Origin of the sequence: uncultured Rhodococcus sp., assembly GCF_963525155.1 — a bacterium.
Lineage (GTDB): Bacteria > Actinomycetota > Actinomycetes > Mycobacteriales > Mycobacteriaceae > Rhodococcus_F > Rhodococcus_F qingshengii.
The window spans coordinates 26,620-51,958 of record NZ_CAURKP010000013.1 but is presented as its reverse complement, the minus strand read 5'-3'; the positions used below and the strand labels follow the sequence as shown (position 1 = coordinate 51,958).

The 25,339-nt window shown below is 63.5% G+C and carries 25 protein-coding genes; 18 read left to right on the top strand and 7 right to left on the bottom strand.

The window, feature by feature from the left end; genetic code table 11:
* Window positions 1-3 precede the first annotated feature (3 nt).
* Window positions 4-1,008, bottom strand: a complete 1,005-nt coding sequence (locus RWT78_RS05380; RefSeq protein WP_314674455.1) for a patatin-like phospholipase family protein — start codon at window positions 1,006-1,008, stop codon at window positions 4-6.
* 130 nt (window positions 1,009-1,138) lie between these two features.
* Between RWT78_RS05380 and RWT78_RS05375 the strand changes: the two genes are divergently transcribed.
* Window positions 1,139-1,729, top strand: coding sequence for a TetR/AcrR family transcriptional regulator (locus tag RWT78_RS05375; protein WP_030535226.1), 591 nt, complete (start codon window positions 1,139-1,141; stop codon window positions 1,727-1,729).
* Here the strand turns inward: RWT78_RS05375 and RWT78_RS05370 are convergent.
* A complete protein-coding gene (locus RWT78_RS05370; RefSeq protein WP_003940350.1) occupies window positions 1,665-2,789 on the bottom strand; it encodes an alpha/beta hydrolase in 1,125 nt (374 codons plus the stop codon). The genes RWT78_RS05375 and RWT78_RS05370 overlap by 65 nt on opposite strands.
* 19 nt (window positions 2,790-2,808) lie before the next feature.
* On the opposite strand from RWT78_RS05370, the gene RWT78_RS05365 reads away from it, so the two are divergent.
* The 3 genes from RWT78_RS05365 to RWT78_RS05355 are packed head-to-tail and all read left to right on the top strand — an operon-like array spanning window position 2,809 to window position 4,831.
* Window positions 2,809-3,573, top strand: a complete 765-nt coding sequence (locus tag RWT78_RS05365) for an MBL fold metallo-hydrolase (RefSeq protein WP_065455254.1) — start codon at window positions 2,809-2,811, stop codon at window positions 3,571-3,573.
* Window positions 3,570-4,229 carry an alpha/beta fold hydrolase gene (locus RWT78_RS05360; protein ID WP_314674452.1) on the top strand — a complete coding sequence of 220 codons (660 nt, stop codon included), beginning with the start codon at window positions 3,570-3,572 and terminating at the stop codon, window positions 4,227-4,229. Before RWT78_RS05365 ends, RWT78_RS05360 begins: the two co-directional genes overlap by 4 nt.
* Before the next feature lie 50 nt (window positions 4,230-4,279).
* A complete protein-coding gene (locus RWT78_RS05355; RefSeq protein WP_003940599.1) occupies window positions 4,280-4,831 on the top strand; it encodes an SRPBCC family protein in 552 nt (183 codons plus the stop codon).
* A gap of 4 nt (window positions 4,832-4,835) precedes the next feature.
* On the opposite strand, the gene RWT78_RS05350 is transcribed toward RWT78_RS05355, so the two are convergent.
* Window positions 4,836-5,906, bottom strand: a complete 1,071-nt coding sequence (locus RWT78_RS05350) for a LacI family DNA-binding transcriptional regulator (protein ID WP_314674449.1) — start codon at window positions 5,904-5,906, stop codon at window positions 4,836-4,838.
* A 159-nt stretch (window positions 5,907-6,065) separates the two neighbouring features.
* Between RWT78_RS05350 and RWT78_RS05345 the strand changes: the two genes are divergently transcribed.
* Together RWT78_RS05345 and RWT78_RS05340 are read left to right on the top strand one after the other, a co-directional pair.
* On the top strand, window positions 6,066-7,238 hold the full coding sequence (locus tag RWT78_RS05345) for an acyl-CoA dehydrogenase family protein (RefSeq protein ID WP_314674447.1): 1,173 nt from the start codon (window positions 6,066-6,068) through the stop codon (window positions 7,236-7,238).
* Window positions 7,235-8,383, top strand: coding sequence for a CaiB/BaiF CoA-transferase family protein (locus RWT78_RS05340; protein ID WP_003939934.1), 1,149 nt, complete (start codon window positions 7,235-7,237; stop codon window positions 8,381-8,383). The genes RWT78_RS05345 and RWT78_RS05340 overlap by 4 nt, the downstream gene beginning before the upstream one ends.
* A gap of 54 nt (window positions 8,384-8,437) precedes the next feature.
* Here RWT78_RS05340 and RWT78_RS05335 read toward each other — a convergent pair whose 3' ends face one another.
* A complete protein-coding gene (locus RWT78_RS05335; protein ID WP_314674446.1) occupies window positions 8,438-9,439 on the bottom strand; it encodes an NADP-dependent oxidoreductase in 1,002 nt (333 codons plus the stop codon).
* 111 nt (window positions 9,440-9,550) lie between these two features.
* Here RWT78_RS05335 and RWT78_RS05330 point away from each other — a divergent pair, with 111 nt between their 5' ends.
* Window positions 9,551-10,474 (top strand): alpha/beta hydrolase, encoded by a 924-nt coding sequence (locus RWT78_RS05330; protein ID WP_314674445.1) that lies wholly within the window; start codon window positions 9,551-9,553, stop codon window positions 10,472-10,474.
* Complete coding sequence (locus RWT78_RS05325) at window positions 10,471-10,902, top strand: nuclear transport factor 2 family protein (protein ID WP_003940510.1); 432 nt, start codon at window positions 10,471-10,473, stop codon at window positions 10,900-10,902. Before RWT78_RS05330 ends, RWT78_RS05325 begins: the two co-directional genes overlap by 4 nt.
* A gap of 18 nt (window positions 10,903-10,920) precedes the next feature.
* On the opposite strand, the gene RWT78_RS05320 is transcribed toward RWT78_RS05325, so the two are convergent.
* Window positions 10,921-11,694, bottom strand: a complete 774-nt coding sequence (locus RWT78_RS05320; protein ID WP_314674443.1) for an SDR family oxidoreductase — start codon at window positions 11,692-11,694, stop codon at window positions 10,921-10,923.
* A 209-nt stretch (window positions 11,695-11,903) separates the two neighbouring features.
* On the opposite strand from RWT78_RS05320, the gene RWT78_RS05315 reads away from it, so the two are divergent.
* Entirely contained in the window at window positions 11,904-12,815 is a 912-nt protein-coding gene (locus RWT78_RS05315; RefSeq protein ID WP_314674441.1) for a hypothetical protein, read from the top strand.
* Here RWT78_RS05315 and RWT78_RS05310 read toward each other — a convergent pair.
* Window positions 12,803-13,414: a phosphoribosylanthranilate isomerase gene (locus RWT78_RS05310; RefSeq protein WP_314674440.1), complete on the bottom strand. Its 612-nt coding sequence runs from the start codon at window positions 13,412-13,414 to the stop codon at window positions 12,803-12,805. The genes RWT78_RS05315 and RWT78_RS05310 overlap by 13 nt on opposite strands.
* Before the next feature lie 86 nt (window positions 13,415-13,500).
* Between RWT78_RS05310 and RWT78_RS05305 the strand changes: the two genes are divergently transcribed.
* From RWT78_RS05305 to RWT78_RS05285, 5 genes are all read left to right on the top strand, one after another.
* Window positions 13,501-14,802 (top strand): esterase family protein, encoded by a 1,302-nt coding sequence (locus RWT78_RS05305; protein ID WP_075834275.1) that lies wholly within the window; start codon window positions 13,501-13,503, stop codon window positions 14,800-14,802.
* A 91-nt stretch (window positions 14,803-14,893) separates the two neighbouring features.
* A complete protein-coding gene (locus RWT78_RS05300; protein ID WP_037128824.1) occupies window positions 14,894-16,123 on the top strand; it encodes an acyl-CoA dehydrogenase family protein in 1,230 nt (409 codons plus the stop codon).
* Window positions 16,124-16,249: 126 nt separating this feature from the next.
* Window positions 16,250-16,846 (top strand): CatB-related O-acetyltransferase, encoded by a 597-nt coding sequence (locus RWT78_RS05295; RefSeq protein WP_037125853.1) that lies wholly within the window; start codon window positions 16,250-16,252, stop codon window positions 16,844-16,846.
* A gap of 300 nt (window positions 16,847-17,146) precedes the next feature.
* Complete coding sequence (locus tag RWT78_RS05290; RefSeq protein WP_003939907.1) at window positions 17,147-17,500, top strand: VOC family protein; 354 nt, start codon at window positions 17,147-17,149, stop codon at window positions 17,498-17,500.
* A 73-nt stretch (window positions 17,501-17,573) separates the two neighbouring features.
* Window positions 17,574-18,893, top strand: a complete 1,320-nt coding sequence (locus RWT78_RS05285) for a M18 family aminopeptidase (RefSeq protein WP_314674432.1) — start codon at window positions 17,574-17,576, stop codon at window positions 18,891-18,893.
* A gap of 11 nt (window positions 18,894-18,904) precedes the next feature.
* Here RWT78_RS05285 and RWT78_RS05280 read toward each other — a convergent pair whose 3' ends face one another.
* A complete protein-coding gene (locus tag RWT78_RS05280) occupies window positions 18,905-19,882 on the bottom strand; it encodes a Dyp-type peroxidase (RefSeq protein ID WP_314674430.1) in 978 nt (325 codons plus the stop codon).
* 251 nt (window positions 19,883-20,133) lie between these two features.
* Here RWT78_RS05280 and purL point away from each other — a divergent pair, with 251 nt between their 5' ends.
* The 4 genes from purL to RWT78_RS05260 are packed head-to-tail and all read left to right on the top strand — an operon-like array spanning window position 20,134 to window position 25,252.
* Window positions 20,134-22,422: a phosphoribosylformylglycinamidine synthase subunit PurL gene (gene purL, locus RWT78_RS05275; protein WP_314674428.1), complete on the top strand. Its 2,289-nt coding sequence runs from the start codon at window positions 20,134-20,136 to the stop codon at window positions 22,420-22,422.
* Window positions 22,423-22,425: 3 nt separating this feature from the next.
* Window positions 22,426-24,210, top strand: a complete 1,785-nt coding sequence (locus RWT78_RS05270) for an alpha/beta-hydrolase family protein (protein WP_003940273.1) — start codon at window positions 22,426-22,428, stop codon at window positions 24,208-24,210.
* Complete coding sequence (locus RWT78_RS05265) at window positions 24,207-24,863, top strand: CPBP family intramembrane glutamic endopeptidase (protein WP_162114541.1); 657 nt, start codon at window positions 24,207-24,209, stop codon at window positions 24,861-24,863. The genes RWT78_RS05270 and RWT78_RS05265 overlap by 4 nt, the downstream gene beginning before the upstream one ends.
* Window positions 24,863-25,252: a sterol carrier family protein gene (locus RWT78_RS05260; protein ID WP_003939745.1), complete on the top strand. Its 390-nt coding sequence runs from the start codon at window positions 24,863-24,865 to the stop codon at window positions 25,250-25,252. Before RWT78_RS05265 ends, RWT78_RS05260 begins: the two co-directional genes overlap by 1 nt.
* The last annotated feature ends 87 nt before the right edge of the window (window positions 25,253-25,339 follow it).

Genomic DNA, 25,339 nt, shown 5'->3' with positions numbered 1-25,339 from the left:
CTTTCACTGGTGGGACGGGGTGGAGTGGAACGGGCGCGCATCGAGTTCGCGTTTCACGCTCGCACGTGTTGTACGTAGGGATGATTCGAAGGTGGCGAGCCGCCGTCGGCCGTCCATGAAGTTGGCGCCCATGACGGCGAGATCGTCGTCGGTGGCGTCTATGCGCAAGACCCTGGTTCCCGCAGCGCGGACCAGTTCGATTTCCCGGTCGAGGCCCTTGGACATGGAGTTCCGCAGGGCGCCGCGTTCGATACGGGCGGCGCCGCGCGCCGGCTTCAGTGTTCGAGATGCCATGGGCGCCAGTACAACCAGCTCGTCGAGTTCGAGGGGGAGCAGGAGGTCTACCGATGCCGTGGATGCCGCGCCGCCGTCGATGTACCTGACGCCGTCGATGGTGACAGGTGGGAACCAGCCGGGAATCGCCCAAGACGCTCGAAGCGCTTCACCGACTGTCGCTTTCGGAGCCCCCTGTGCCCCGAACGCGACCCGTCGCCCGGTTCTGTAGTCCATGGATACCATGTACGCGCACGGATGTGGGAGCCACGAATCGCCAGGGGCAAGAGATTCGGCGAGCGTGGTGAGCCAGGACGGGTCGCCGCCACCACGCGGTGCGATACCGCTCATCCGGCTCAGAACGGGAAGATCTCGACGCGTCACCAGTCGTGGATTGCCGATCCCCAAGCTCGGTAGTGGCGGGATTCTTCCGGGTGCCGATGCTGTGTGGGCGAGGAGTTCGGGACGTGCGGCGGGTTCTCCGAGTTGCATGGCTACCAGCTCGTCGACGCCGACTCCGCTGCCGAGCATTGTCACGAACTCGGCTCCGGCGGACGTGCCGATGATGGCGGTGGCTTCGCGGGGATCCCAGTCGAGGGCGTCCCGAACCGAGGCGAGGGCAGCAACGGTCCAGGCGAAGCCGAGGGTGCCGCCGCATCCGATTGCCAAGCCGCGTCTAGGCGCGCTGTGTCGTCCGGGCCCGGGCTCGGTGGTGCCGGTCACTTCTGAAGTCATATTTCGGAGACTATCAGTATCTGAATAACGTGGGTACCCCAAATTTGGGTTTCGGGAGTGCGCCTGCGGTGCGCTTCCGGTATTCGGCTACCGTTGGAATCTCGATACTCAGAACCGCGAGGAGGTTCCGATGGCGCGATTGACCAGGCAGGAAGCGCAGGCGATGACCCGCGAGACCTTGTTGGCGACTGCCGTCGAACATTTTCTCGATCGCGGGTACGCCGCCGCGTCGCTCGATCAGATCGCCGAGGATGCCGGTTATTCCAAAGGTGCGGTGTACTCGAACTTCAAGAACAAGGACGAGTTGTGCGCCGAGGTGCTCGGCCGAATCAGGTTGACCAAGGTCGGCGAGATCACCTCACAGCTCGGAGCCAATTCGACGCTCGACGACGCGGTGGCCGAGTTCGCGCGATGGGCCGAGCGAACCATCGGGGACAAGAGATGGACGTTGCTCGAAGTCGAGTTCTCGGTGCGATCGCGGCACAGCGAAGAGATCCGCGAAAAGATCGCGACGGGTGCCGATCAGGTGCGCGGACTGATTGCCGGAGTGGTGCAACATCTTGCCGAGTCCAACGGCGTGACGCCGGCACTTGACCCGAACGCTGCGGCACTGCGCATACTCAGCGTCGGAATCGGTTTGGGGCTACAGCGTGCGATCAGCCCTGAGCTGCCTGTTGATCCGCTGGTGGATACGTTGCGGGAGATTTTGCTGGGTGGGTGAGTAGAACGCGGAGCATTCCGCCGATCTCGGCGACGGCGGTGCGCGAACCGGCGCTCGGTCCCAGAACGTTGACGAAGCCGTGGATGAACCCGCGATAGCGTCGATCGGTCACGTGAACACCGTTGTCGCGCAATCGAGCTGCGTAGGCTTCGCCTTCGTCCCGGAGTGGATCGAATCCCGCCGTGATCACGATGGCCGGCGGCAGTCCGGTCGCGTCGGGGGCGCGTAGCGGCGACACCATCGGATCGAGTCGATCGGCATTGCTGCCGAGGAAGCTGGACTCGTAGAAGTTCATGTTGGCCTCGGTCAGGAAGAAACCTTCACCGAACGTCGTTCGCGAGGGGGCCTTCTCGTGAAAGTCGGTCGCGGGGTAGATCAACAGCTGCGCCGCCGGTGGGGTCTTGCCGTCGTCGCGGGCACGCAGCGCGACCGTTGCGGAAAGATGCCCGCCCGCGCTGTCGCCCCCGACAGCGATGCGCGTCGGGTCTGCGCAGAACTCGTCGGCGCGGTCGACGATATCGAGGTATGCGGCGTAGGCATCGTGTACCGGTGTGGGGAAAGCGAATTCGGGTGAGAGCCGGTAGTCGACCGAGATGACCCGTGCGCCGGAGGTTTCGGCCAACAGGCGGCACGGGGCATCGTGGGATTCGATGCTGCCCTGTACCCACCCGCCGCCGTGGAAGTAGACGAGCAGAGCGCCGGTGTCGGCTGTCGGGACGTAGAGCCGGGCGCGAAGCGGGCCGTCGGCACCCGAAACGGAGATCTCCTCGGTGTGGACGGGCGTGGGCCTGCCGCCCATCATGATCGCGGTTCGGGTGAGATTGGCGCGAGCAGCGGCGAGTGACTGGGGATCGGTTGAATGCGAGGGGAGTGGCCGCGTCTTCGCGAGCGTGAGCAGAAGGTGTGCGTCGGCGTCGAGCGTGTTGCCCTCGATGACGACGGGTGGTCCGGTGATTCGACGTTTCACCGCGCTGGGCAGTGCGAATGCGGCTGCCACCAAGGATGCTTCGGCGCGATCTCGAATGCTGCGGCTGCTGGCCTGCTTCACGGATTCCGACACGTGGCGCAGACTACCAAGCATGACTACTGCGGCACTGTCGATCACGCAGATCGAGAACACACATCTGGTTCGGTGCGGTCACGCCAATTGGGTCCTGGTCGAAGAGGGGTCCGATCTGACCTTGATCGACGGCGGATATCCGGCCAACGGCACCGACGTCGAACGCTCGATCGAACAGATCGGTCACCAGCTCGGGGATGTTCGGGCAATTCTCGTCACTCACGCGCACATCGATCACATCGGTGGGATCGCGGACATCGTGACTCGGCTCGAGGTTCCGGTCCTGATGGATCCGTTGGAAGTGCCTCATGCGAAGAGGGAGTATCTGCAACAGTTGTCGCCGGTCGGAGTTCCGTTGCTGTTGTGGCGGCGAGGTGCTCCGAAATGGCTTCGCGACGTGATCGGAGTCGGCGCGTTGAAAGGTGCGGAACTGCCTCGGGCACAGTCCTTTGCGTCCGGTGGTGCGCTGGACGTTCCCGGTCGGATCGTGCCGATTCCCACTCATGGGCATACCGACGGCCACAGCGCTTACCTTGTTCCCGACGCAGGAGTGATCGCGTCGGGTGACGCTCTGGTGACCGGACACGCGACGTCGAGCGTCGCCGGACCACAGTTTCTGGTGTGCCCCTTCAATCATGACCGTGAAGCGACCGACCAGGCGTTGGACAATATCGCTGCTGCACCGGCCGGCGTGCTGTTTCCCGGACATGGTCCGGTTTACGAGGGCAGCATGACTGCCGCGGTCGAACAGGCCCGAGCGGGCCGGACAAGGATGCGTCCATGACTACTGTCGAAACGGTCGACGAAGGTGCGGTGCACGGTTTCCTTCATCGACCTGCTTCTGTGTCCTTCGCGTCGCCCGTCGCCACGCTTGCACTGACTCACGGCGCGGGAAGTAACTGCGACACCGTGCTGTTGCGTGCTGTTGCCGACGGCTTTGCTGCGGCAGGAGTGCAAGTTCTGCGCTTCGATCTCGCGTTTCGGGTGCGTCGAGCTTCGGGGCCTCCGCATCCGTCGCGTGCTGCAGAGGATCGCGCGGGCATTGCCGAGGTGATTGCTGCTGTTCGCAAGGACTACTCGGTGCCCGGACCCGTTCTGCTCGGCGGACATTCGTACGGCGGTCGGCAGGCGTCGATGCTTGCGGTGGAGAACCCGGGACTTGTCGACGGCCTGGTCCTACTCTCCTATCCACTGCATCCACCGAAGAAGCCCGAGAAGCTCAGAACCGAACACCTGCCCGACCTGAACACACCGACCGTTGTCGTCCACGGATCGAAGGACGAGTTCGCGACAACGGAGGAGATGCGGGCAGCACTCGCCTTGATTCCCGCCGCGACTCGTCTGGTGGAGTTCGAAGGAGCTCGACACGACTTGTCCGTGGTGAAATTTCCGGTGGTGGAGGAGACAATCGCGGCCGCATCGGCGGTGTTTGCGTTCTGAACGCCGAGCGGGCGGTTGCCCGTGTCGGTGGTTCCTGGTGAGATCGAACCATGAGTGCCCAGCCGTATCAGCCCAGTGCCCTGTCCGACGTCACGGTGAGCGTCGACGGTGACGACACAGTCGTCAGCTTTCCTCGGGTGCTGCCGTATTCCGTCGAGAAGGTGTGGGAGGCGATCACCGACCCGGAGATGTTGGCGCAATGGACGCCGTACACCGCCGATCGGAATCTGAGCCGTACCGGTGATGCGGTGATCACCATGCTCACCGAGGACGGCGCCCCCGAAATGTCGCTGCCGGTCACCGTTCACGTCGTGGAGACCACTCGGCGGCTCGAACACGAGTGGGGCCCGGACGAATTGGTGTGGGACCTGACCCCGATCGAAGGCGGTACCCGCGTCGTGCTGACGCAGAGGTCGCGCGCCGAGGGGATGGCGTCGGCGCTCGCTGCGGGGTGGCATCTGTGCTTCGACGTACTCGATGCCCTTCTGGCAGGCGAGCCCTTCGGACCGATTGTGGGTGAACGGGCGCGCGAGTACGGCTGGGACGCACTCAACTCCGGTTACGCGCGACAGTTGGGCATCGACGAATCTCAGGTCTGGTAGCTGCTCAGAGTTTGCGACTGGCAGGCTTTCTGGTGGAGGCTCGCGCGATCAGTTCGACGGGAAGCTTCACGGATTCGACGTTCTTGCCGGAGATCAGTGCGAGTAGGTGCTCGAGCCCGGTCGCGCCGATCTTTCGGGCGGGGGACCTGACCGTTGTCAGGGGCACCGGGAGTTGGGAGACAACCGGAATGTCGTTGTAGCCGACCAACGCAAGATCGTCGGGAATGCTCAACCCGAGATCACGGGCCACACCGAGTACGCCGATCGCGATGGTGTCGCTCACCGTGAAAACGGCGTCAGGGCGCGTGTTCCCGCTGAGCAGTGTGGACGCCGCATCGACACCCCCTTGAACTTCGAACTCGGACGCCACTATTCGGTTCGGCGGCAGTTCCAGACCGGCTTCGGCCAGGGCATCGCGGAAACCCGCGACGCGTTCCCGCGACGTGCTGGCGTGATCCGGCCCCGCGATCACTCCGAGATCGCGATAGCCGCAGTCCAGTAGATGCTTCCCCGCGAGGTAGCCGCCGAGGCGGTCGTCGCCGCTGACAAAGGGAAGGCTTCGGTTGACGGATGACGTCGCCGAGTCGATGTGCCGGTTCAGCAGCAGGATCGGCAGTGAGCGCAGGGGGAGCGAGTCGACGAAATCGGTACCCGGCAGGTGGATGCTGCTCAGCATGAGACCGTCGACCTGTCGGCTCACCAGGAACTCGACCGCTTTGCGTTGCGCTTCCAGATCGTCGGGCGGGCTGGAGAGCAAGACGGAGTACCCGGCTGCGGTGGCGGCTTCCTCGATGCCTTGGAACATGGTGGCCACTACAACGTCTGTCAGTCTTGGCATCACGACGCCGATAGTGGTGGTCTTGCGGGTACGCAGGCTGGCCGCCCACAGGTTCGGTTGGTAACCGAGTTCCGCGGCAACCTGACGAACTCGGAGTGCGGAGTCGGACCAACCGTCGGCGGGCTCGGGCTGACGGAGGACCCGCGACGCCGTCGAGATGTGGACCCCGGCCTGGTCGGCGATTTCGCGCAACGTCGGCGGACGGCCGTTGCTGCGGTTCGACGGATCGGGCGTCATCTGCGTCGTGGCTCCTGGTGTGCGTCGGTCCTGAGTTGATTCGGTGTCGGTCGGCAGTTCGGGGATTGACGGGTGCGCAACCGGGCTCTACTCTAGGCGATGCAAACGATTGCGCAATCGTTCTCGCAAAGGATTGCGCCCGAGAACACTGGAGGCCCCGTGACCACGCCGCAGTCCCTGTCCGAGCTTTTTGCCATCGACACCCTGCTGGACGCCGAGGAGATCGCGATCCGCGACACGGTCCGCAAGATGGTCGACGATCGCATTCGCCCGCACGTAGGTGAATGGTTCGAAGCGGCAGCACTGCCGGCTCGTGAGCTGGCCAAGGAACTGGGCGCGCTCGGCGTACTGGGCATGCACCTCGAGGGCTACGGCTGTGCCGGGATGAGCGCCACGGCGTACGGGTTGGCCTGCCAGGAACTCGAAGCTGTCGATTCGGGCATTCGCAGCCTCGTCTCGGTCCAGGGCTCGCTCGCCATGTTCGCGATCCACCGCAACGGAAGTGAAGAGCAGAAGGAAGAATGGCTCCCGCGAATGGCGGCGGGTGAAGCCATCGGCTGCTTCGGTCTCACGGAACCCGATTTCGGATCCAACCCCGGCGGTATGCGAACCAACGCCAAGCGCGACGGGGACGACTGGATCCTCAACGGCACCAAGATGTGGATCACCAACGGCTCCATCGCGGACGTCGCCGTGGTCTGGGCTCGAACCGACGACGGCGTGCGCGGATTTGTCGTTCCCACCGACACTCCGGGATTCTCCGCCCCCGAGATCAAGAACAAGATGTCGCTCCGGGCGTCGGTCACCTCGGAACTGGTGCTCGAGGACGTGCGTCTGCCTGCCTCGGCGATGCTGCCCAAGGCTCGCGGACTGTCCGGCCCGCTCGGCTGCCTCAACGAGGCACGCTTCGGCATCATCTTCGGGGCAATGGGTGCAGCACGTGACTGCCTCGAGACTGCGATCTCATATGCACGTGATCGCAAGGTCTTCGACAAGTCGCTCGCCGCGTATCAGATCACCCAGGCCAAGATCGCCGACATGGCAGTCGAATTGGGCAAGGGGCAGTTGCTCGCCATCCACCTCGGGCGCCTCAAGGACGCCGGGACGGTTCGCCCCGAGCAGGTCAGCACCGGCAAGCTCAACAATGTCCGCGAGGCCATCAAGATCGCCCGTGAATGCCGAACCATTCTGGGCGCCAACGGCATCACGCTCGAGTACCCCGTGATCCGGCACGCCAACAACCTCGAATCCGTTCTCACCTACGAGGGCACGTCCGAGGTTCACCAGCTCGTGATCGGCCGCGCTCTCACCGGTGAAGAAGCTTTCCGGTGACGGCAGACGCTGTCGGAGCGCTCGACGGGTTGGTGATCGCTGATTTCGGCCGCGTCCTCGCCGGTCCGTACGCCACGATGATTCTCGCCGACCTGGGTGCCGAGGTCGTCAAGATCGAGCGGCCGGGTGTCGGGGACGACACTCGCAGCTGGGGCCCACCGTGGGTGGGGGACGAGTCGAGCTACTTTCTGTCGGTGAACCGCAACAAGAAGTCGGTCACTCTGGACCTGCGCGAGCGCGAGGATCTGGAGAGTGCACGCGAGCTGGTTCGCAATGCGGACGTCGTGGTGCAGAACTTCCTGCCGGGAACGATGGACCGTCTGGGGCTGGGCTACGACGCTGTCCGAGAAATGAATCCGCGTGCGGTCTACTGCTCGATCAGCGGCTTCGGTGGCAACAACTCTCTGCCGGGATACGACCTGTTGATTCAGGCGGTCGGCGGATTGATGAGTATCACCGGACCCGATCCCAAGACTCCCACCAAGGTCGGTGTCGCGGTGGTCGACGTCATCACCGGCCTGCATGCCAGCGTGGGAATCCTTGCAGCGCTGCGCCATCGCGATCGCACAGGCGAAGGGCAGCACGTCGAGGTCAATCTGTTGTCCTCGTTGCTGTCCGCACTGGCCAACCAGTCGTCCGGCTACGTGGCCGCGGGCGTGGTGCCGCAGGCAATGGGCAACCGGCATCCGAGCATCGCACCATACGAGGTATTCGACACCGCGGACCGTCCGCTGGTCCTCGCGGTCGGCAATGATCGGCAATTCAGTTCGTTGACAGAGGTTCTCGGAGTTTCCGAACTTGCCGCTGATGCGCGTTTCGCGTCCAACAGCGACAGGGTTGCGCATCGAGAAGAACTGTTCGACGCCGTCACTGCTGCATTGGCCAAGGGCTCTGCGGACTCGTGGTTCGAGGCACTGACCGAGCGAGGTGTTCCGTGTGGGCCTCTCAACGACATCGCCGACGCGATAGCGCTGGCGGAACGGCTGAATCTCGATCCGGTGGTGTCCATCGACGACCCGCGTCGCGATGCACCGACTCGGCAGGTAGCCAATCCGATTCGGATGAGCGGCACGCCGGCAACCTATCGGTCGGCCCCGCCGCGGTTGGGGGAGGACAGCGTTCCCACTCCGTCCGGAGTCAGTTGACCCAAGCGAATCGGCCACCGGAATACCGGTGGCCGATCTGCGTGTGTGGCCGACTCAGCTGACCTTCAAGACCAGCTTTCCGGTGTTCGCTCCGGCGAAGAGAAGATTGAGGCTGTCGCCGAACGCGTCGATACCGCCGTCGACGACGTGCTCGCGAGCAGTCAATTCGCCACTCTTGATCCACTTTCCGATCTGCTCTTGTGCTTCTGCGTAGCGATCGAGGTAGTCGAAGACCACGAAGCCGGCCATCGTGGCGCGGTTGACGAGAAGTGACAGGTAGTGAGCAGGGCCTGGCTGAGGTTCGGTGGCGTTGTAGCCCGCGATGGCGCCGCAGATGACCACCCGAGCGCCGAGGCGCAGACGGGAGAGAGCGGCGTCGAGAATTTCTCCGCCGACGTTGTCGAAGTACACGTCGATTCCGTCGGGAGCGTTGGACTTGAGCGCCTTGTATACGGATTCGTTCTTGTAGTCGATGGCGACATCGAAGCCGAGGTCCTCGGTGAGCCACGCGCACTTCTCCGGACCGCCGGCGATGCCGATGACCTTGCATCCGTGAAGCTTTGCGATCTGGCCGACCAGACTGCCGACCGCACCCGCGGCACCGGACACGACGACGGTGTCACCGTCTTTCAGCTTTCCGACGTCGAGCAATCCGAAATACGCAGTGACGCCGGGGAATCCGAGAGCGCCGAGCCAGGTCGGTAGGGGAGCGATCGATTCGTCGACCCGAGTGACGTCTGTACCGTCGGAAACGCCGTACTCGGAAGCGCCGAAGGATCCGGCCACGATGTCCCCGACCTGGTAATCGGGGTGCCGTGATTCGGTGATGCGTCCGACGCCGTGGGCGCGCATGACGGAACCGAGCTTGACCGGCGGAACGTACGACTTGACGTCGTTGAGCCAACCGCGCATCGCGGGGTCGAGGGAGAGGTATTCGACCTTGACGACAAACTCGCCCGGTCCGGCGGACGGGATCTCGGCATCGACGTATTCCCAGGTGGAAGCGTCGGGAAGTCCTGTCGGGCGGGCGGCGAGGCGTACTTGGCGGTTGGTCATCTCTCCCCTTCGGCGAAACGAATTGAACTTGAGGCCGGATTCAATATAGGTGATGGATCACGAACTGGGAAGAGTTGGATGAACCGATTGACGACTATGTATGTTCGATCGATGAGCAATGTGGTCGAAGACGCGCCTGGTTGGTTCACTCGGGCGTTGGCAGCGCCGGTCGAGACGGGGTCGGTGGAGGTCGAGGGTGCCTCGGTGCACTTTCGGGCTTGGGGGCCGGCGGGGCCGGGAATCGTGCTGATTCACGGCGGCGCCGCCCACAGTCGCTGGTGGGATCACATTGCGCCGCAGTTCGCCGAGGGGCGCCGCGTCGTCGCTCTCGACTTGACGGGCCACGGCGACAGTCACACTCGCGACGCCTACGCGATGTCCCAGTGGGCTCGCGAGGTGCTGGCGGCGGCCGAGGCAGGGGGAATCGAGGGCAAGCCGATTCTGGTGGGGCACAGTATGGGTGGGATTGTTTCTTTCGTGGCCTCGCATCTGCATGGCGAACTGTTGGACGGGGTTGTCATCATCGATTCTCCGCTCAAGGCGCGTACGCCCGAAGAGGAGGCAGCTCGACGCCAGAATGCTTTCGGCCCCAAGAAGGTTTATCCCACCAGGGAAGACGCGATGGGCCGGTTCCGCTTCGTTCCGCCGCAGGACTCGGGTCTGCCTGCGGTGCGTGACCATGTGGCGGCCACGTCGATGGAGGAAGTCGAGGGCGGTTGGTCGTGGAAGTTCGATCCGAATTTCTTTCTCCGAGTAGGCGCCGAAGATGTTCTCGACAGTGAACCACGTTGCCGCGTAGCCTATTTCCGAGCTGAGAACGGCATCGTGTCCGATCGACTCATGGAGCACATGCGCGGATTGTTCGGACCGGAGGCCATCGTGGCGGAGATTCCCGAAGCCGGACATCACGTCATGATCGATCAGCCGTTGCAACTCGTGACCGGGGTGCGAACTGTATTGAGTGCGTGGTCCGTCGCAAGTCAAGTGCCGGTAGAACAAGCGGCAGGTAACGTCGAGGGAAGGGTAGAAGCATGAGCACGGAATTGACGCTCGAACCGAAAGTCGAAGCTGCACTGAAGTTGTGGCACACCATGATCGAAACCGGCGATCTGTCGGCGCTACCGACGATCGTCGCACCCGACGCGCAGTTCCGATCGCCCACGGGATTCAAGCCGTACCAGTCCGCGGATGCCGTTGTGCTCATTCTCAATACGGTGATCCAGGTGTTCGAGAACTTCGAGTACCACCGTCAGTTCGCCGGAGCCAACGGTCGACAGGTCGTGCTCGAATTCAGTGCGAACATCGGCGACAAAAGTCTCAAGGGAATCGACATGGTCGAATTCGACGAGGACGGCAAGATCGTCGATTTCGAGGTCATGGTGCGTCCGGCCAGCGGGCTCGCGGCTTTGGCTGCCGAAATGGGTAAGAGGCTCGGGCAGACGCTACCGACCTACAAAGCCTGAACTGAGTCCGGCCAAGGCTCAGTTCGTACTGAATCCGCCGTTGGAGTGAAGGAGTTGTCCCGTAATCCAGCCTCCGGCGTCGGACATCAGAAACCGAACGAGGTTTGCAGTGTCGCCGGGAGTACCCAGCCGGCCGGCAGGAGTCTGGAGGGTTGTGGCCTGTCTGATCTCGGGTGTCATCCATCCTGTGTCGATAGGTCCTGGGTTGACGACGTTGGCTCGTATGCCGCGTGATCCAAGTTCGACTGCGGCGGCGATGACGATGCGGTCGAGAGCGCCCTTGCTGGCCCCGTACGGAAGATTGTGGGCCGCATGGTCGCTGGTGAGTGCGATGATCCGCCCGGCCCCGTGACTGACGTCGCGCTGTTCCGGAAGCCGTTCAGCGAACGCTTTGATCAGCAGCCAGGAGGCGCGAGCGTTGACGGCGAAATGTCGTTCCCAGCTCTCGACGGTGGTATCGAGGATCGAGCTGTCGACGCTTTCGCAATGTGAGAGCACCAGCCCACGGAGGTCGTTCCGCGCTGCGGCAGCGTCAACGAGCTGATCGGCCACGTCGGGCGAGGCCAGATCTCCAGGAACGAGGTCGACACGGCTTCCGAGTGCGCGACACTTCTCGGCAATGTCTTGCGGATCGTGCGCTCCGCGCCCGAACCCGACGCGTTCGTCGTAAGGCTCCCAGTAGCCGATAGCCAGATCCCAACCATCCTCGGCAAGGCCCAATGCGAGGCTCGCTCCGATCGACTTGCTCCGACCGACACCGGTGATCAATACGGTCCCGCGCTTGTCAGACACTGCTCGCCTCCAGAGATGTCCTGCAATTCAAATGGGGTGAGGTCACTTCAGATGGAAGCATCACTGTAGCGGGCGAGCTGTCGCCTGTATCGAGCGAGCTGTCGCCGTGCCTCGACCTGACCTGTGTCTTGACACGGCGCTGGTCACAGCGTTTGACTGAGATGCAAGCTCGAGTTGATTCGCCCGACTGCGTTCCGGGAGGTTGACCTATGCGCGGCAATGGAATTGCAGGCAAGGCTTTCTCAGGCGAGGGCTGTAGACGTGGAGCACGGTCTCATCGCGGGACCGTCTCGGTTCTGGCTTTGGTTGGGGTGTGCGTACTTTCGTTTGCCACCACTCAGATGGCCGGCGCGCAACCGGTTGCAGAGAATGTCGATACCGGGTTCGTGATCCCTTTTGCCGGGGCACCGGTCTACGAGAGCGTCGCGCCCACGCAGATGACTACTCCGGATCAACTCAACCAGCCACTCGGTCAGCAGACTGCGGAAGAGATTGCCGCGCAGATCGGACTCAAGCCCGCTGACGCTTTGACCGAGGAGCAGTATCGCGACCTCATGGCCGGTGGTGGGGTCGGTGGCAATCTCGAGGATGCCGAGGTGATCGACGAATGCGCCCGGATTCTCACCAATACGAACGGGCGGCCCCTCTATTCCGGCACTACGCCGTCGGTTCTGGCCAGTTACGGGTTGTACGTGAATCCCGAGGGATTGCTGGAGAGTCCGGCCAACGCGGATGCGCCGACGCGACAGGTGAATACGCTGATCGCCCCTGGCGGTTTCGTGGGCACCTGGTTGCGCAACAACGGTGCAACGCACACTCTGATTGCGCTCTATCAGTCGGCATACACGGTGCAGGCAGTCTACGGATTTGCAGCGCAACAGATTTCGGGAGCAGCGCAGCTGGTGGCCAACACCAAAGGCGATGTGAATTCGGAAGTCGGCATGTCGATGGCACCGCCGCTCTGGATAGTGAACTTCGCACTGCTCTACATCTTGAAGCCGTCACTGGCGGCGGCCATGCCTGCGCACTGGGCTCCCATTCCGCCTGCCGTTGCCGACGCCGTGAAAGCGAGTCCCACCGGTCAAGTCGCTTTCAGTGACTACGCGTCCTATTTCGAGTGATCGGTCTGCCGGACAGCGCTGACGAACTTCTCGATCAACGCGTGGTCCTTGACGCCGCGGGAGGATTCGACGCCGCTGGAGACGTCGACGCCCCAGGCGCCGGTGGCATCGAGTGCGTCGCGAACGTTGTCCGGGGACAGTCCGCCCGCCAGGATCCACTGGCCTTGCGGGCGCGATTGCTGTTGGGCCCAATGCCACGGCACCCCTGATCCGGCGTCTGCGCCGTCGATCAGGAGTTCGTCCTCGCCGAGGTCGAGATTGTAACCGTCGCGGACGTTGCTGGAGACGACCGCGCGGATGACGGCGAGGCCGGCATCGTGCAGCTGCTGCACTTGCTCGGCGTCGACAAGATCGTGAACCTGTACGGTGCGAAGCCCGGTGATCTTCGCGATCTCGAGGATCTGATCGATCGGGTTGCCGAGAAAGACTCCGATTGCACGGATGTGATCGGGAACTCGCGCGAGCAGAGCGACTGCGAGTGTGGGGTCGACTTTGCGGACGCTCTCGGCGAAGACGAAACCGATGGCGTCGACGCCCAGGCCCACCGTGAGGTCGACCGTGTCAACGTCGCGTAGGCCACAGACCTTGATGAATGTCACCTGATACAGAGTACTAGCGTCGTCGCCGTACCAGCGTCGTCGTCTAGCCTCGTGCGTGCGACATTTCTACGCGCGAGAGGCTTGACGTGGACTGGCTCTACCGAATCAGTTTGATCTCGGGACCACTGCCGGTGATCCTGACTGTGCTCGGGGTCCTGGGTGGTGTGTGGCTGCTCGGTTCGAACGTGCGCTGGTACTACCGCAGAGCGGTGCCGATCGCGGGGCTGATCGCGCTGGTGATCATGATCGCCGTGTGGATCACCGTCGAAAAGGTGATCGTGCCGTTCCCCGATCCCATCGAGATGTCGATCTACGTGTGGATCGGAATCGGTATCTACGCGTTGCTACTTCTCGGGCCGCGAATCAAGGCGGGCGGAACCGTCGCGAAAGCGCTCCTGTCCGTGATCGCGACGGTTCTGGTCGTCATCACTGCCGCGACGCAGATCAATCTGGTTTTCGCCGCGTATCCGACTGTGGGAATTGCGTTCGGACACGACGATTTCGACCGCATCTCACTCAGTGAAGTTCCCGGTCCGACCGATCCTGTTGTCACCGGCGATCCCACCGACACTGTGTGGAAAGCGCCGGAGGGCATGCCGATTCGCGGACGGGTCACGACTTTGCCTGTCCCCGGGACGATTTCAGGATTCTCCGCGCGCGACGCGCAGGTGTATCTGCCGCCGTCGTACTTCACCAATCCGCGTCCGCTTCTTCCCGTGCTCGTGCTCATGGCAGGTCAGCCTGGCAAGCCCGAGGACTGGCTCCAGGGCGGAAAGCTGACCGCGACAATGGACGCTTTTGCACGGGATCACGAGGGGTTGGCTCCAGTCGTCGTGATAGCCGATGGAACAGGGTCGCAGATGGCCAATCCGCTGTGCACCGACTCGTCACAGGGCAAGGTCGGCACGTATCTGGCAAAGGACTTGCCCGCTGCGGTGGCGAATGCGTTCCAGATCGACACGAATCCGCGAGCGTGGGCAATCGGCGGGCTCTCCTACGGTGGCACCTGCTCACTGCAGATGGCGACCAATTACCCCGAGGTGTACCCGACATTCCTCGATCTGTCCGGTCAGTTGGAGCCTTCGCTCGGTGACCGACAGCGAACCGTCGACGAGATATTCGGCGGCGACGAAGCGGCGTACGTGAAGGTGAATCCGATGGACCTGCTGGCGACTCGGAAGTTCCCGAACTCGGGCGGAGTGTTCGTCGTCGGAACAGATGACAACGAGTTCAAGCCGGGTCAGCAAAAGGTGTACGAAGCGGCCAAAGCGGCCGGAATGGACGCCAGGTATCTCGAGCTTCCCGGTGGTCACAGCTTTTCGGTGTGGTCGGCCGGCGTCGAGCAGGAGCTGACGTGGATCTCGCAGCGAATGGGACTGATCAGCTGAATCCTGTTCCGGTTTTGGAACGTGTTCTATATTCGGTGTGTGGCTGCCGTTCGGCAGTCTCTCGATCGTTCACCGACTGGAGTTCAGGCACATGTACGAGTGGTCCGACACCGACCTGATGTTCCGCGACGCCTTGCGGGGCTTTATCGACAAAGAGGTGCGACCTCACGTCGACGAGCTCGAAAGTGGTGCGCTGCCGCCGTTCGACATCATTCGCAAGCTGTACTCGACCTTCGGTCTGGCCGACATGGCACGCGAAGGCCTCGAGAAGTCGCTGGCACGCGAGCGCGGCGAAGCGCCCTCCGGTGACGGTGAGAAGTCGAGCGCCTTCAGCGGCGCCGGCAGCATGGGCGTCGTGCTCAACAGCGAATTGGCCGGAGTCAGCCTCGGCCTGGTCGCGTCGTTGGGTGTCAGCCTCGGATTGGCCGCCGGAACTATCCGCAGCCGCGGCACACTCGCGCAGAAGGAACGCTGGCTCCCCGGCCTGGTGACATTCGAGACCGTCGGCGCCTGGGCGATCACCGAACCGGACTCCGGCTCGGATGCCTTCGGCGGCATGAAGTCCTACGTACGCCGCGACGGCGACGACTACATCCTCAACGGCAACAAGACCTTCATCACCAACGGTCCGTACGCCGACGTGATGATCGTCTACGCAAAGCTCGACGAGGGCGATGCGTCGGTTGATCGTCGTGACCGCAAGGTGCTCGCCTTCATCCTCGACAAGGGCATGGAGGGGCTCACGCAGAGCCCGCCGTTCAAGAAGATGGGAATGAACTCCTCGCCGACGGGTGAGCTGTTCTTCGACAACGTCCGCATCACCAAGGACCGTCTGCTCGGCGAGACCGAGGACAGCGGAAAGTCGGACGGCAAATCCAGCGCCAAGGAGAGCTTCGCCGCCGAACGCATCGGCATCGCGTCGCTCTCACTGGGCATCATCAACGAATGCCACCGTCTGAGCATCGAATACGCGAAGTCCCGCAAACTGTGGGGACGTGAGATCGGGCAGTTCCAGCTCATCCAGCTCAAGCTCGCCGAGATGGAGGTCGCTCGAATCAACGTGCAGAACATGGTCTTCAATGCGATCGAGCGCACCGCAGCCGGAGACAAAGTGAGCCTGGCGGAGGCGTCGGCGATGAAGCTGTACTCCTCGCGCGCAGCGACCGAGGTCGCGATGGAAGCCGTGCAGCTGTTCGGTGGAAACGGCTACATGGCCGAGTACCGAGTCGAGCAGTTGGCGCGTGATGCCAAGTCGCTCATGATCTATGCGGGCAGCAACGAAATTCAGGTCACCCATATCGCCAAGGGTCTCTTGGGCTGACACCGGTACGTTTTCGCTTGTCGGTCGATCGCAGCAGGAACCAGATAGTCTTGCTGCGGTCGGCGACACCGCGCCGACGGATCGGAGTAGACAGTGAACGCGCCGGATCCCACAAATGTTCATCCGATGGCCGGGCAACCGCGAGTGGTGTTGCTGAGGCCGTTGATCGACAACCCGTTGATCGAGGTAGGGGAGTACACCTACTACGACGATCCGGAGTTCGCCGAAGAGTTCGAGACTCGAAACGTGTTGCACCACTATGGTCCCGACAAACTCGTGATCGGCAAGTTCTGCGCCCTGGCCACCGGTGTCACCTTCATCATGAACGGCGCGAACCATCGTATGAACGGTGTCTCCACCTACCCGTTTCCGATCATGGGCGGTGATTGGGCCAGGCACATGGATTTGGTGCAGGATCTGCCGTCACGCGGTGACACCGTCGTCGGGAACGACGTGTGGTTCGGCGGGAACGTGACAGTCATGCCCGGTGTCCGGATCGGTCACGGGTCGATCGTGTCCACTGGCGCCGTCGTAACGCGCGACGTCCCGGACTACGCAATTGTCGGCGGCAACCCGGCAACGGAGATCAAGCGCCGCTTCAGTGCTGAAGACATCGAGAAGTTGGTGCGAATTGCGTGGTGGGACTGGCCGATCGAGAAGATCACCCGCCACGTCCGGGTGATCTCGGACGGGAGTGTCGCGGAACTCGAAGCGGTCGAGTGATCTCCGCGCCCGCTAGTTCGTTCGTGTGAGCGAGTAGTTCCGGACATAAAGCAGGGCGGCCGCGAGAAGGCCGACGGCAAGACCTGTTGCGGTGAAGGTGATCAGGTTCGGCTCGAGGTCGAAGTGGATGATGGTCAGGCGAGCACTCCGAGGATGCTCAGGAGCAAGCCGGTCGCGATGAAAACTGCGAAGAGTAGTTCTGCAACACGGTCGCGCAGCGTTGTGAGTCGCATTCGACGATCGTCTCATCTCAGCCCGAGATCGAGAGTCTTTGTCGGTGGCTTCCATTAGCGTGTGCGCATGACTCTCACACTCGGCATGATCACCTTCGACAGTCTCGATCCCGGTCCGCTTGCAACGTGGTGGGCAGCGCAGTTGGGCGGAAACATCGTCGAGGAAAACGATGGTTGGTTCTACATCGTCTCGGTCCCTGACAGCGCCACCAACTTCGCATTCCAGAAGGTCCCGGACCCCACCGCCGGCAAGAATCGCATCCATCTCGATTTGGGGAGTCCGGATCTCGACGCCGAGGTGGCGCGGCTCGTCGAGGCCGGAGCTACCGAGCACCACCGCGAGAACATGGACGGTTTCCGCTGGGTGACGCTCCTCGATCCTGATGGGAATCAGTTCTGCGTATCCGGTCCTCACGCCTGAGCTAACCGATTCTGTGCTCACCTGATTCGTGGCCACTGATATCCTGGACACCTGTTCGGGCATGATGAGAGGCATGACTTCTCAGACTTCTCGGACGGCTCGGGCCGGGGCGGCTTCTCTGACCGGGGCCGACGCAGACGGCTTGTGCAGCTTCGTCGATTCGTCACCGTCGCCGTTCCATGTGTGCGCGACGGTGGCGACCGAGCTGACGGCCGGCGGGTTCGTCGAAGTCCACGAAACGCAGTCGTGGCCAGCCGAGCCCGGACGGTACTTCCTCGTGCGAGGCGGTTCGCTGATCGCCTGGAGCACCGAGGGCGTGGGAAGTACCGCTCCGTTCCGGATTGTCGGAGGTCATACCGACAGCCCGAACCTGCGGGTCAAACAGCATCCCGACCTCACTTCGGCCGGGTGGCAGATGGTGGGCCTCGAACCGTATGGCGGTGCGTGGCTGAACTCCTGGCTCGACCGCGATCTCGGTATCTCGGGCCGATTGAGTGTCCGGGTGGGAAACACTGTGGAGCAGAAGCTGGTTCGCATCGACGACCCGATTCTTCGTGTTCCGCAGCTGGCTATCCACCTGTCCGAAGATCGCAAGGGTGTGACGCTGGATCCGCAGAGGCACGTCAACGGAATCTGGGGCGTGGGTTCGAAGCCCAAGTCTTTCATCGGCTTTGTCGCCGAGCGTGCGGGTGTAGCCGCGTCGTCGGTTCTCGGCTGGGAATTGATGACACACGACCTTGCGCCCAGCGCAGTCGTGGGGGTGGACAAGGAATTGGTCAGCGCCCCCAGGCTCGACAATCAGGGCACGTGTTATGCAGGGACACAAGCACTTCTGGCCGCGGCTGAGTCGCCCGGTCAGCAGGTCCCAGTGCTTGCACTCTTCGATCATGAAGAGGTCGGCAGCATGTCCGATCGCGGAGCTTTCTCGGACCTGCTGAACACCGTGCTCGAGCGGATCGTGTTGGGACGTGGTGGTGGCCGCGAAGAATTCCTGCAGGCGATGGCCGGCTCGGTATGCGCGTCGGGCGACATGGCACACGCGACGCACCCCAATTACCCGGACCGCCACGAGCCCGCTCATCGGATCGAGATCAACGGTGGGCCGGTACTCAAGGTGAACCAGAACCTGCGCTACGCCACCGATGCGGCCGGTGCCGGCGAATTCGCGCTCGCGTGCGATCAGGCGGGAGTGCCGATGCAGCGCTACGTCCACCGTGCTGATCTGCCGTGCGGCTCCACCATCGGGCCGATCACGGCATCACGCACCGGACTCTCCACCGTAGATGTGGGCGCGCCTCAGCTCGCCATGCACTCGGCCCGCGAGCTGATGGGCGCGGCAGATGTCCGCATGTATGCCGACGCGCTCGGTGCCTTCCTCACGCCTCGAAGTTAGAGGTCGCGTAGTTAAAGTGCTGAGAGCCCAGCGGGTGCAGCCGGTAGATCCTCGAAGAAGTCGGCGCTCGGTGTGAAGAACATCGAGCCCGTCACGGCCGTCGAGAAATCGAGCAGACGGTCGTAATTGCCGCGAGGGTTGCCGAGAAACATGTTCTCGAGCATCCGTTCGGTGATCGCCGGCGTGCGGCAGTAGCCGATGAAGAAGGTGCCGATCGCGTCGTCGCCGAGGCGTCCGTACGGCATGTTGGCGCGCAGGATCTCGAGAGCCTTGCCGTTCTCGTCCTTGATCGCGTTGAGGGCGACGTGCGAGTTGGACGGCTTCACGTCGGACGTCATTTCGATGTCCTCGAGCTTGCTGCGTCCGATCACACGCTCCTGCTCATCGACGGTGATTGCTTCCCAGTCCCGCATCTTGTGGATGTATCGCTGGATGTGGACGTAGCTGCCGCCTGCGAACTCGGGATCCTCGTCGCCGACCGTCACCGCGGCGACGGCGTCGCGGCCCACCGGATTCTCGGTGCCGTCGACGAAGCCGATGAGGTCTCGGTTCTCGAAGTACTGGAAGCCGTGAACCTCGTCGACCACCGTGGCTGCGCCGTGCAGTCGCTTCGTGATCTGCCGAGCCACCTCGAAACACGCATCCATGCTCATCGCGCGGATGTGGAAGAGCAGATCGCCGGGAGTCGACGGCGCCGAGTGAACGTCGCCCTGCAAAGCGGTGAACGGGTGCAGTAGCGCGGGGCGCGGACCGGCGAACAGTCGATCCCAAACCGACGAACCGATGCTTGTCACCACATCCAAACCTGATCCGGGGACGCGCAGCCCCACGGCGCGCTGCAGGCCGGCGACGTCGGCGAGTAGTTCTCGTGTGGTGTTCTCGCCACCCGGATTCACGGTCGCGACCAGGAAAATCGCAGCCGGAGTGAGGGGAGTGGTCACCGACTGGGACTGTGCCGTGAGGTCGGACTGACGAACATCCTGGGGCATGCGAGGCCTTTCGAGGGAGAGAGTGGGCCGGCCCTGACTTTAAGAAAACCGACCGGATTACCCAAACCGGGGCGGGTGTGACGGGCGATACTTCGCAGGCCCGGAGGTGTTGCGGGTGCTGCCGTCTGCGGAAGTCGTCGGCCCACACCGATAGACTGTCCCCCGGCACGTTCTTTCGTTGGGCACATTCGTGGTGTCCCGCTCCGCGCCGGCTTGCCTCTTGACTCCCGTAGGGAAGGGACCACTCTCCAGTGTCTGCTCACCAGGTCGATACCGTCACGCACGCATCGGCTGATCCCGATGCCGCTCAGCCGTTCAAGGAGCTCGGTCTCAAGGACGACGAATACGCACGCATCAAGGAGATCCTGGGCCGCCGTCCCACGGACGCCGAACTGGCGATGTACTCGGTGATGTGGAGCGAGCACTGCTCGTACAAGTCCTCCAAGGTCCACCTCGGATACTTCGGCAAGACCACCACCGACGAGATGCGCGCCAACATGCTGGCCGGTATCGGTGAGAACGCCGGCGTCGTCGACATCGGTGACGGCTGGGCAGTCACGTTCAAGGTCGAGAGCCACAACCACCCGTCGTACGTCGAGCCTTACCAGGGTGCGGCGACCGGTGTCGGCGGCATCGTCCGCGACATCATGGCCATGGGTGCTCGTCCGATCGCCGTCATGGATCAGCTTCGGTTCGGTGCTGCTGACGCCCCCGATACCCGTCGCGTCGTCGACGGTGTCGTGCGCGGTGTCGGTGGATACGGAAACTCCCTCGGCCTGCCGAACATCGGCGGCGAGACGGTCTTCGACGAGTCCTATGCAGGTAACCCGCTGGTCAACGCCCTCGCTGCCGGCGTCATGCGCGTCGAGGATCTGCATCTGGCCTTCGCTTCGGGCGCGGGCAACAAGATCATCCTGTTCGGCGCACGCACCGGTCTCGACGGAATCGGCGGCGTCTCGGTCCTCGCGTCGGCGACGTTCGACGACGAGGGTGGAGACACCGGCGGACGTAAGAAGCTGCCCGCGGTTCAGGTCGGCGACCCGTTCACCGAGAAGGTGCTCATCGAGTGCTGTCTCGACCTCTACAAGGCCGGCCTCGTCGTCGGCATCCAGGACCTCGGCGGCGCCGGGCTGTCCTGCGCCACCTCCGAGCTGGCCGCGGCCGGCGACGGCGGCATGCACATCAACCTCGAGAAGGTTCCGATGCGCGCCACCGGAATGACCCCGGCCGAGGTGCTCTCGAGCGAATCGCAGGAGCGCATGTGCGCCGTGGTCACGCCCGAGAACGTCGATGCGTTCATGGAGGTCTGCAAGAAGTGGGACGTCCTGGCCACCGACATCGGCGAGGTCACCGACGGTGAGCACCTCACCATCTCCTGGCACGGCGAGACCGTCGTCGACGTTCCCCCGCGCACCGTCGCGCACGAGGGCCCGGTTTACCACCGCCCCGTCGAGCGTCCGGCAACGCAGGATGCCTTGATCGCGAATACGACTGCCGGACTGAAGCGTCCCGAAACCGACGCCGAGCTCGAAGCGACCCTGCTGAAGATGATCGCCTCGCCTGCCCTGTGCAGCCGCAAGTGGATCACCGAGCAGTACGACCGCTACGTCCGCGGAAACACCGTCCTGGCCGAGAACGCCGACGGCGGTGTCATCCGCATCGACGAGAAGACCGGACGCGGAATCGCACTGTCCACCGACGCTTCGGGCCGCTACACCGCGCTCGACCCGTACACCGGTGCGCAGCTCGCGTTGGCCGAGGCTTTCCGCAACGTGGCAGTCACGGGCGCAACGCCCAAGGCCGTCTCCAACTGCCTGAACTTCGGTTCTCCCGAGGACCCGGGTGTCATGTGGCAGTTCCAGCAGGCCGTTCGCGGCCTTGCCGACGGCTGCGCCACCCTCGGCATCCCCGTCACCGGCGGCAACGTCAGCTTCTACAACCAGACCGGATCCACGGCAATCCTGCCGACGCCGGTGGTTGCTGTCCTCGGTGTGATCGACGACGTTCACCGCCGCATCCCGACGGGCCTCGGACTCGAGCCCGGCGAGACGCTGATCCTGCTCGGCGACACCCACGACGAGTTCGACGGCTCCATCTGGTCGCAGGTCGAGCACGGTCACCTCGGTGGCGTGCCGCCGAAGGTCGACCTCGCCCGTGAGCAACTGCTCGCCGACATTCTGCTCGCCTCGTCGCGTGACGGTCTCGTCACCGCAGCCCACGACCTCTCCGAGGGTGGACTGGCCCAGGCTGCCGTCGAAGCCGCGCTGGCCGGCGAAACCGGTTGCCGCATCCTGATTCCCGAGGGCGCAGATCCGTTCGTGACCTTGTTCTCGGAATCGTCGGGACGTGTCCTCGTTGCAGTTCCGCGTACCGAGGAGACTCGCTTCACCGGTATGTGCACCGCCCGCGGCTTGCCGTGGACGCGTATCGGGGTCGTCGACGAGGGCAGCGACTCCGTCGAGGTCCAGGGACACTTCTCCGTCACGATGGCCAAGCTCCGTGAGGCCTTCGAGGGAACGCTGCCCGCACTGTTCGGGTGATAGATGGTCGATTCCGGAGAACTGACTTCTTCTGACAGCCAGCCGCAGGAACACCACCTGCGGCTGGCTGTTCCCGCACCCCTCGAGAAGCTCGACAACCGCTTCACCGAGTGGGCGTGGGGGCTCCTCAAACTCGACTTCACCGGCATCGCGTTTGCCGCGTTCTTCTTCTGCTGGTCGTTGACCCCTTCGCTGTTGCCGCGCGATTGGCTTTTCCAAGGTCTGATCGGCGGAATCAACTCGGCCATCGGCTACGGCGTCGGTACTGCGATCGGTTGGGCTGTCGAGCGATACCTGCTCAGCGGTCGACGGTGGTGGCCACTGCCCGAGCCGGTGCCTTCCGCGATCAAGGTCTTCGTTCCGGTCGCGTCCATCGTCGCGGCGATCATCATGCTGGTCTACGCGGCCGGGTGGCAACGTGAAATCGCGGCACTGACCGATGCCGAAGGCACGACCACTTCCGGCTACATCCGAACCCTCGGACTGAGCCTGCTCGTCGGTGGCCTGCTCATCTCGATCTGGCGGGTCCTCCACGATCTGGTGAAACTGATTGCCCGACAGCTGATGCGGCGGTTCCACTGGTCACGGTCGGTGGCCAATGGCGTCGGTGTCCTGGTTGTCACCGTCCTGTTCTTCATGCTGGTCGACGGCGTCCTGGTCCGCGGAATCTATGCAGCGACCAACTCGATCTTCAGTCTGCAGAACTCGACCACTCGCGACGGCGTCGTCGAACCGCAGGATCCGATGAAATCGGGTAGCCCCGAATCAGCCGCTCCCTGGGACACATTGGGGTTCGAGGGACGAAACTTCGTCTCGCGCGGACTCGACGCGCAGGAACTCGAAGCGGCAACCGGTAAGCCTGCGATGGATCCGATTCGCGTATATGCCGGACTTGAAAGCGCCGAAGATCCCGAAGAGCGTATGGATCTGGTCATCAAGGAGCTGGAGAGGACCGGCGCATTCCAGCGCAAGGTTCTCGTGGTCATTCCGACGACGGGTACGGGGTGGGTCAATCCCACTGCGGCGCAGGCAATCGAACTTGTGCACGACGGCGACACTGCTCTTGTCGCCAGCCAGTACTCGTACCTACCGAGTTGGATCTCATTCCTCGCCGACCAGGAGAAGGCGCAAGCTGCCGGACGCCTGTTGATCGAGCGGGTGCACGAAAGATGGCTCCAGGAACCGGAAGCCACCAGGCCGAAGTTCATGGTCTACGGCGAGAGCCTCGGCGTCATGGCCGGCGCCGGAGCCTTCGACACACTGCAGGCGGCGCGCGATACCGCCGACGGAATTCTGTGGGTTGGCCCACCGAACGCGACGCAGTTGTGGCGTTCGATCGAGAAGAGGCGCGATCCTGGTACCCCCGAAGTAGCTCCCGTCTACGCGGACGGCCTGGCCGGCGTGCGGTTCGCGGATCGCTCCGAAGACATTCCGACCGACGGGATGACGTGGCCGGAGCCGCGAGTTCTGTTTGTCCAGCACCCTTCCGATCCGGTGGTGTGGTGGTCGCCCGACCTCATGTTCAATCGTCCCGAGTGGCTCAAGGAAGTACCGGGATTCGACCGATCACCGTCGATGAAGTGGTTCCCGGTCGTGACGTTCTGGCAGGTGTCGGCCGACCTCGGCAACGCCGCGGGAGTTCCGGACGGCCATGGTCACAATTACGGAACCTCCGTTCTGGACGCCTGGATCAGCGTCGCCCAGCCCGAGGGATGGACGGCCGCAGAAACCGAGCGGGTGCGATCGGCTTTGGTTGTCGCCGTGAAATCCGAGGGCCCGGAAAAGTGAGGGGAGCAGCCTCGATCGCGCTCTCCGCCGCCGCGATCACCTGGAGCAACGTCGTGCTTCCGGCATTCGGTCTCTCGCCCCGAGCCCGCGCCGTGGTCAACACCGCGGCCGGTCTGTCGGCCATCGGAGTCCTACTCGCACGTGGTTACACCCGCGAGGAACTCGGCTTGGCGCACACCGGCATTCGTGGTGGTGCTCAGTTCGGCGGAGCCGCGGCGGGGGCGGTCCTCACCGGCTACAGCGTCGCTTTGGCCGTTCCGTCCTTGCGCGCGACTCTCGCTGCCGACGAGCGAGCAGACGGCCGCGAAGACTTCCTCGAATGGATCATCCTGCACATCCCGTTCGGCACAGTGCTCTCCGAGGAACTGTTGTTCCGCAGCGCGATGTCGGCCGTCTGGAGCCGCGAACTGAACAGGCCGACCGCGCAGGCTGTTCACGCACTGACCTTCGGGCTGTGGCACGTCGCCCCCGCCCGCGGTGCCGGCGACAACGTTCCCGCAGCCGTGGCGTTCACCGGCGCTTCGGCATTGCTGTTCGAGTGGCTGCACCGCCGTGGCGGCAGCGTACTTGCCCCCGCCCTGCTGCACCTGGCCACGAATGCCGGTGGCGCACTTGCCGTTCGTATCGCTACTCGCAGACAGGGGGTGAACTGATGCCGCCCCGCCGCGCCGTCGACCCCGCCGAATTCCGTGCCGCAGTCCTGGCTGTCGGCCCGTGGCTTCGCGATCCGGAACTTCCGAAGCCTTCTCGCGCTGAACTCGGCGCCGCAGTGAAGATGAGTGCTCGCACTCTCGAACAGATCGCCCCCGGATCGAGCGTCGAGGTGCGGGTGCCGCCGTTTGTCGCCGTGCAATGCATCGAAGGTCCACGTCATACGCGCGGAACCCCGCCCAACGTCGTCGAGACGGACGCTCGCACGTGGTTGCAGATGGTCACCGGACTGCTCGAGTTCTCCGAGGCCGCAGGGGACGGACGAGTCGACGCTTCAGGTAGCCGCGCCCCCGAAATTGCGCACTGGCTCCCACTGCTCCGGTTGGCGTAGTGACAGAGACCATCCGGTTCGCTTCGGCGTGATCTGAGAGCCAAGGCAGCCCTCAGGGGAAGAGAGTCCCAAAATGGCCGTAGACTT